Genomic DNA, 6,249 nt, shown 5'->3' on the forward strand with positions numbered 1-6,249 from the left:
TACCGGCTATCCCGGTTAACTCAAGGTGCTTGAACCGTTTATTATGCTTGGCTTTGCTTTACCATGTCTAAGAAATAACTGTGTAGACGAAAATCATCCGTCAGCTCTGGGTGAAACGACGCAGCAAGGAGATGCCCATGCCGCGCAGCAACAATCTGTCCATCATATGTGGCCAGTACATCGACATCCGGTCCTACTTTCTCAATGAGTGGGGCCCGAATGAATACCGCGCGAACGTTCTCGTCAATGCCTTTGATCGGCAAGTCCGTCTCAAAGCTCTCGCGTTGACGACCAAACGCGTTGCGAGCCACCGTAATGTCCATTAGCTCGAGATGAGCTTCCGGTTGTCCGGTGATCTCTTTCGCGATGACAATCAACCCCGCGCAGGTGCCGAAGATCGGCTTGCCTGCCGCAGAGAACTCACGTAGCGCATCGATGAAGCCATACGTGCGCATGAGCTTACCAATCGTTGTGCTCTCCCCGCCAGGGAGGATCATGCCATCAAGCTCAGCGAGCTGCTCGGTGCGTTTGACAACGACACCTTCCGCGCCCGCCTGTTCAATCCCACGAATATGCTCCGCTACCGCGCCTTGCAGCGCGAGAACCCCAATCTTCGTCATTACCAGCCGCGCTCCTGCATACGCTCGGAAGCTTGAAGCTTGGAAATTTCGATTCCCTTCATAGGGGTACCTAGGTTTTTGGAGATTTCTGCGATCATTTTGTAGTCAGTGTAGTGAGTAACAGCTTCTACAATCGCTTTCGCGAACTTTTCTGGGCTGTCGGATTTAAAAATACCAGATCCAACGAATACACCGTCAGAACCAAGGTGCATCATAAGCGCTGCATCAGCAGGTGTAGCAACACCGCCAGCTGCGAAGTTAACAACAGGCAATTTACCTGTTTGGTGAATTTGCAACAAGAGCTCGTAAGGAGCGCCAAGCGTTTTCGCTTCGAACATCAACTCGTCCAAAGACATGCTTTGAACTTTACGAATTTGACCTTGAATCGTGCGCATGTGACGAACTGCTTCTACGATATTGCCTGTTCCTGGCTCTCCTTTGGTACGAAGCATGGATGCACCTTCACCGATGCGACGCAAAGCCTCACCAAGATCGCGGCAACCACATACGAAAGGAACCGTGAAATCACGTTTGTTGATATGGAATACTTCATCCGCAGGTGTTAGTACTTCACTCTCATCGATATAGTCAACGCCTAGGGATTCAAGAACCTTAGCTTCAACGAAGTGCCCGATTCTTGCTTTCGCCATGACTGGAATGGATACAACTCTCATTACATCTTCAACAATTGTTGGGTCAGCCATACGGGATACGCCACCAGCAGCACGAATGTCTGCAGGTACGCGCTCTAGCGCCATAACAGCGGATGCGCCAGCTGCTTCTGCGATTTTAGCTTGCTCGGCGTTCATAACGTCCATAATGACGCCGCCTTTTTGCATTTCGGCCATACCTGTTTTAACGCGGGAAGTTCCTGTTTCCATTCTTTATTTCCTCCTATAGCTTCTATGCCAATTTCGGTGTAGTTCCCTACACGATTCGATAATAAACTTCTAAACAACAATTTTACATGAAGGAGGGGCATTATACAACCCATTTTCTGGCCTATGCCTTGCCTTTGATCCCATTAAACATGTCGCTGAAGAAGTTTTTAATGGAGCGGAACAACAACCTGATCCAGCTACCTTTTTCGACATCCCCATCTGCAATCAGATCTACTGTTTTTTCTTGGCCATTGTAACTTACTTTTACTTTCCCAAGCGTATCGCCTTTCGCAATCGGAGCTACTAGCTTGCTTTCTTCAACAGGCTCAGTCGTAACTTGGAATTCTGAATCCTTCGCACCTTTTCTAGCAACGAAAGTTAGACCTGTTTTCGTAACAAGAGGTACTTCCGTTTGTACACCCTTCTTAATGTTCACACTTTTCAAAGAATCTATCGGCTGTTTCGCATTCAAGAACGGTTTCATTTCAAAATTATTAAATCCATAGTCAAGCAGCTTGCGCGTTTCGTTGAAACGTTCTGGTTCTGTTTTGGTGCCCATAACAACCGTAATAATACGCATGCCGTTACGTTCTGCCGTTCCCGTGAAGCAGTAGCCTGCATCATCCGTTGAACCCGTTTTCAAACCATCCAACCCTTGATACGCATACTTTTTAAAATTCGTGTTTGTTGAATTTCCTTCGAGCATCCAGTTCCAGTTGATCATTGGAGACTTGTCCGTTGCTCTTAGCTTCAACGAAGGAATTTTCGTAAAATCTAGAATTTCTTTATGATCCTTCAAAATATTGTAGGCAAGAATCGCAGCATCACGAGCGGTCATCTTCGTTTCGCCATCAATGGAAGCCGGCGGATTCTTGAGATCAGCACGTGAAAGTCCTGTCGCACTAATAAAATGAGCCTTGTCGGACATACCAAGCTGTTTAGCTTTGTCATTCATCATTTTAGCGAAATTCTCTTCTGTACCGCCTAGCAATTCAGCAAAAGCCACAGAAGCATCGTTCGCGGAATAAATGGACATCGCATTGAACATATCTTTGAACGTCAATGTTTCATTCTCGGCAATCAATTGTCCGGAACCAATGACGTCTGCCGCATTCTTACTAGCTGTGACAGGGGAGTCCCATTTGAATTTGCCTTCTTTGATACTCTCCATCGCCAAATACTCGGTCATCATCTTCGCCATACTTGCTGGAGGGAAAGCTTCATCTGCGTTCATCTGATACAGGACAGCTCCTGTGCTAGCTTCCATGATAATCGCAGATTTCGCTAACGGCTGCGGCTCATTCAGTGCTGGCGCTGGTGTTGTTCCTGCATTAGGTGCAGGCGTTGTCACCGCCGCAGGTGATGGTGTAGCCGCAGGCTTTTTAGTATCTGCCGCATAGGTTGGCTGTATATGTAAAAGTAAGGATTGAGCAATTAAGCTAAAACCTAACACCAAAGCAACCTTTTTCTTTGTAAAACGTAAAAATCTCACAATTTCACTCTCCCTAAATGATGTTGGATAAGACATAAGACACGTTATATTGTAACACACCCCATTAGACGAAATAAATGGCTGCACCGTTCATCTAGAACGAATCCATTATCAAAAAATATAGCCAGCTTATCCATGTATCGACATAAATGCTATATTTCAAAAAAAAGAAAACGTGGGTTCAATCCCCACGCCCTCTAATTTCATCGGTATTGTGACAATTACAGTGAGTAATTCGGTGCTTCTTTCGTAATTTGGATATCATGCGGATGGCTTTCTTTCAGTCCTGCACCCGTAATACGAACAAATTGGGTATCATGAATGAGTTCTTGAATGTTACGCGCTCCGCAATAGCCCATACCTGAACGAAGTCCGCCCACCAGTTGATACACCGTATCGGCCATAGGCCCTTTATAAGCAACACGTCCCTCAATTCCCTCCGGAACAAGCTTGCTCTCGTTCTCTTGGAAGTAACGATCTTTGCTGCCTTCCTTCATAGCGCCTAAGGAGCCCATGCCGCGATACACTTTGAACTTCCGCCCTTGGAAAATCTCAGACTCACCCGGACTCTCATCCGTCCCTGCAAAAAGACTACCGATCATCACCGCGCTTGCCCCCGCTGCAATGGCTTTCACCACATCACCCGAGTACTTAATACCGCCATCTGCAATGATCGGAACACCAAACTCAGCCGCAGCTTGCGCACAATCATAAATCGCTGTAATTTGGGGCACACCAATCCCTGCAATGATACGAGTTGTACAGATCGATCCAGGACCGATCCCTACCTTTACCATAGAAGCTCCTGCTTGGATCAAATCTCGTGTTCCATCACCTGTCGCCACGTTACCTGCAATGATCGGCAGCTCTGGATATTGTGCTCTCAGCTTCTTCACAGTCTCTGCAATATTGATATGATGACCATGCGCGGAGTCTACAACAATGACGTCAATACCAGCCTTAACAAGCGCTGCTGCTCTTTCTAGCACATCTTTGGATACACCAACAGCTGCACCAACTAGTAAACGACCGTGAGCGTCCTTCGCCGAGTTAGGGAATTGAATTGCCTTCTCGATGTCTTTGATGGTAATTAGCCCTTTGAGTCCAAAATTCTCATCTACCAAAGGCAACTTCTCAATTTTATGCTTCTGAAGGATGCCTTCCGCCTGCTGAAGCGTTGTTCCAACTGGTGCTGTAACAAGCCCTTCCTGCGTCATCACTTCTTTGATTTTAATGGAATAGTCATGCACAAAACGCAAGTCACGGTTGGTCAAAATACCAACCAGACGGTTATCCGCATTCACAATCGGAACACCGGAAATACGGTATTTCGCCATCAATTCTTCTGCATCATACACATGATGTTCAGGTGTTAAAGAGAATGGGTTGGTAATAACACCGCTCTCCGACCTTTTCACACGGTCAACGTGCTCGGCTTGCAGCTCAATCGGCATATTCTTATGAATAATTCCGATACCGCCTTCTCGAGCCATTGCTATCGCTAGCGCAGACTCCGTCACCGTATCCATAGCGGAGCTAATGAATGGGATATTTAATTTCACTCCTGGTGCAAGTACCGTTGAAACGTCGATCTCCTTACCGAACACTTCAGACTTTCTCGGCACTAACAATACATCATCAAACGTTAAGCCCTCTTTACCAAACTTGTCTTCTCTCACAGCGTACCATATCCTCCTTAAAGCCCTCTATCGTAAGAAAGCTTGTTTCATAAGCTTCTGTTCATTCATTTGTATATGATTGCAATCTTAACAAAAGCCTATTTTTGGTGTCAAGAAAAAGGACAAGCACACAGCTCGCCCTTGCCGCGAATAAGTCAATTCCGTTAACGATAGGAATACGTGCTGCTTGGATTCCATAGTAGGAACTGCTCAACCCCTTGCTCCTTCGCCGCCTTAATCTGCTCTTTTACATCCAACACACCATACTTCTTATGAGGCTTAACCCAAGTCGCTGTAAAATCTTGATACCAAGGCCTGATCTGAGCAACCTGACTATTCGCCTGTGTCAGTTGACGATTTTTATCGTTGGCATCATGAATCGCTTGATGAACGATCGCATATGGCTGCAAATCCGGATTCTTCACGCCATAGATCCCAGTGGTATAATGCGATGGATACAACATTGGAGAGATATAGTGAACCTGTTTGCTGATCATTCCCCAGTCCTGTCCGATCCCCATATCATCGGGTAAAGAGGTCGTTAAACCAAACACATCCGCCGAAATATACGCCTTACTACCGATCTGTTCCTTCGCTTTATGAAGAAAGGTTGCGATATCCTGTGCCTTACTTAGCCTCTGCGGGTTATCAAAAACAACCTCCCGATCCACCTTCTGTCCGTTTTCCGGGAATCTCACATAATCAAATTGAATCTCATCAAACCCCAGATTAGCCGCTTCATTCGCAATTTGAATATTATAATCCCACACCTCTGTTTTATAAGGGTCAACCCAAGCGATTCCCTTCGCATCTTTCCAGACAGTTCCATCTCTTTTTTTCATCGCATAGGTACTTTTCTTCTTACTTAAGTAGGGATCCTTAAAAACAACTAGCCTAGCAATCGTATAAATGTGCTTCTGCTTCAATCTCTGCAGTTTCGCCTTCATATCTTGTATAATTACGTGGCTATTCGCCCCGATCTCATTGACCAAAGGAACTGTTGAGGGATAGGTCACCTGACCGGAATCGTTCTTGACATCAATGACCATCGCGTTTAAATCCGTATGATCCACCAAATCGATTAATTGCTCAAACTTACTGCCCACGGAGGACCAGGCGGAAACGTAAATACCTCTCACGATTGGTTTGGCAGGCTTTTGAAAAGAAGGCGTTACCGTAACAGCCGGCATCTTCTTCGGCTCCTGATTAGGCGCAGGCTCCATGCTGCCTACATGACTCAAAGAGCGAAGTGGCTTAACCTCTTCCTTCACTTCATCGATTTTGGTTGAGCAACCATTCATCATAAGTGTTACTAACGAACAAAGACATACCCTATTGATCCATCCCATGCTGCTTGTTGTCCTCATCGTCATCCCTCCTCGTAGGATTAGTATGGTTAAAAAAGCAACATTTACTGATACAAAAAAAGAGTCTTACTGGAAAAAATCCAGAAAGACTCTTACTAAGTGCTTGGCAACGTTCTACTCTCCCAGAACCCTGCGGTTCAAGTACCATCGACGCTGGAGGGCTTAACGGTCGTGTTCGAGATGGGAACGCGTGGGTCCCCTCCGCCATCA

The 6,249-nt window shown here is 46.1% G+C and carries 5 protein-coding genes and 1 rRNA gene; all 6 read right to left on the bottom strand.

All coding sequences use genetic code 11. The annotated features are described in order from the left end of the window. Positions 1–41: 41 nt before the first annotated feature. Positions 42–620, bottom strand: coding sequence for a pyridoxal 5'-phosphate synthase glutaminase subunit PdxT (gene pdxT, locus AC58P7_RS20845; protein WP_497346222.1), 579 nt, complete (start codon positions 618–620; stop codon positions 42–44). Continuing rightward, complete coding sequence (gene pdxS / locus AC58P7_RS20850) at positions 620–1,501, bottom strand: pyridoxal 5'-phosphate synthase lyase subunit PdxS (RefSeq protein WP_497243298.1); 882 nt, start codon at positions 1,499–1,501, stop codon at positions 620–622. Before pdxS ends, pdxT begins: the two co-directional genes overlap by 1 nt. A 121-nt stretch (positions 1,502–1,622) precedes the next feature. Then, entirely contained in the window at positions 1,623–2,993 is a 1,371-nt protein-coding gene (locus AC58P7_RS20855; RefSeq protein ID WP_497346224.1) for a D-alanyl-D-alanine carboxypeptidase family protein, read from the bottom strand. A 221-nt stretch (positions 2,994–3,214) separates the two neighbouring features. Then, positions 3,215–4,672: an IMP dehydrogenase gene (gene guaB, locus AC58P7_RS20860; RefSeq protein ID WP_497346226.1), complete on the bottom strand. Its 1,458-nt coding sequence runs from the start codon at positions 4,670–4,672 to the stop codon at positions 3,215–3,217. Between the two features lie 164 nt (positions 4,673–4,836). After that, on the bottom strand, positions 4,837–6,039 hold the full coding sequence (locus AC58P7_RS20865) for a putative glycoside hydrolase (protein WP_497346227.1): 1,203 nt from the start codon (positions 6,037–6,039) through the stop codon (positions 4,837–4,839). A 101-nt stretch (positions 6,040–6,140) separates the two neighbouring features. Then, positions 6,141–6,249, bottom strand: a 5S ribosomal RNA gene (gene rrf, locus AC58P7_RS20870); the annotation flags it as partial.

This window comes from Paenibacillus sp. J22FR5, assembly GCF_059691975.1.

Bases quoted from the DNA above. Each gene is read 5' to 3' on its own strand.
- pdxT (WP_497346222.1), bottom strand. From the start codon at position 620: ATGACGAAGATTGGGGTTCTCGCGCTGCAAGGCGCGGTAGCGGAGCAT.
- pdxS (WP_497243298.1), bottom strand. From the start codon at position 1,501: ATGGAAACAGGAACTTCCCGCGTTAAAACAGGTATGGCCGAAATGCAA.
- AC58P7_RS20865 (WP_497346227.1), bottom strand. From the start codon at position 6,039: ATGAGGACAACAAGCAGCATGGGATGGATCAATAGGGTATGTCTTTGT.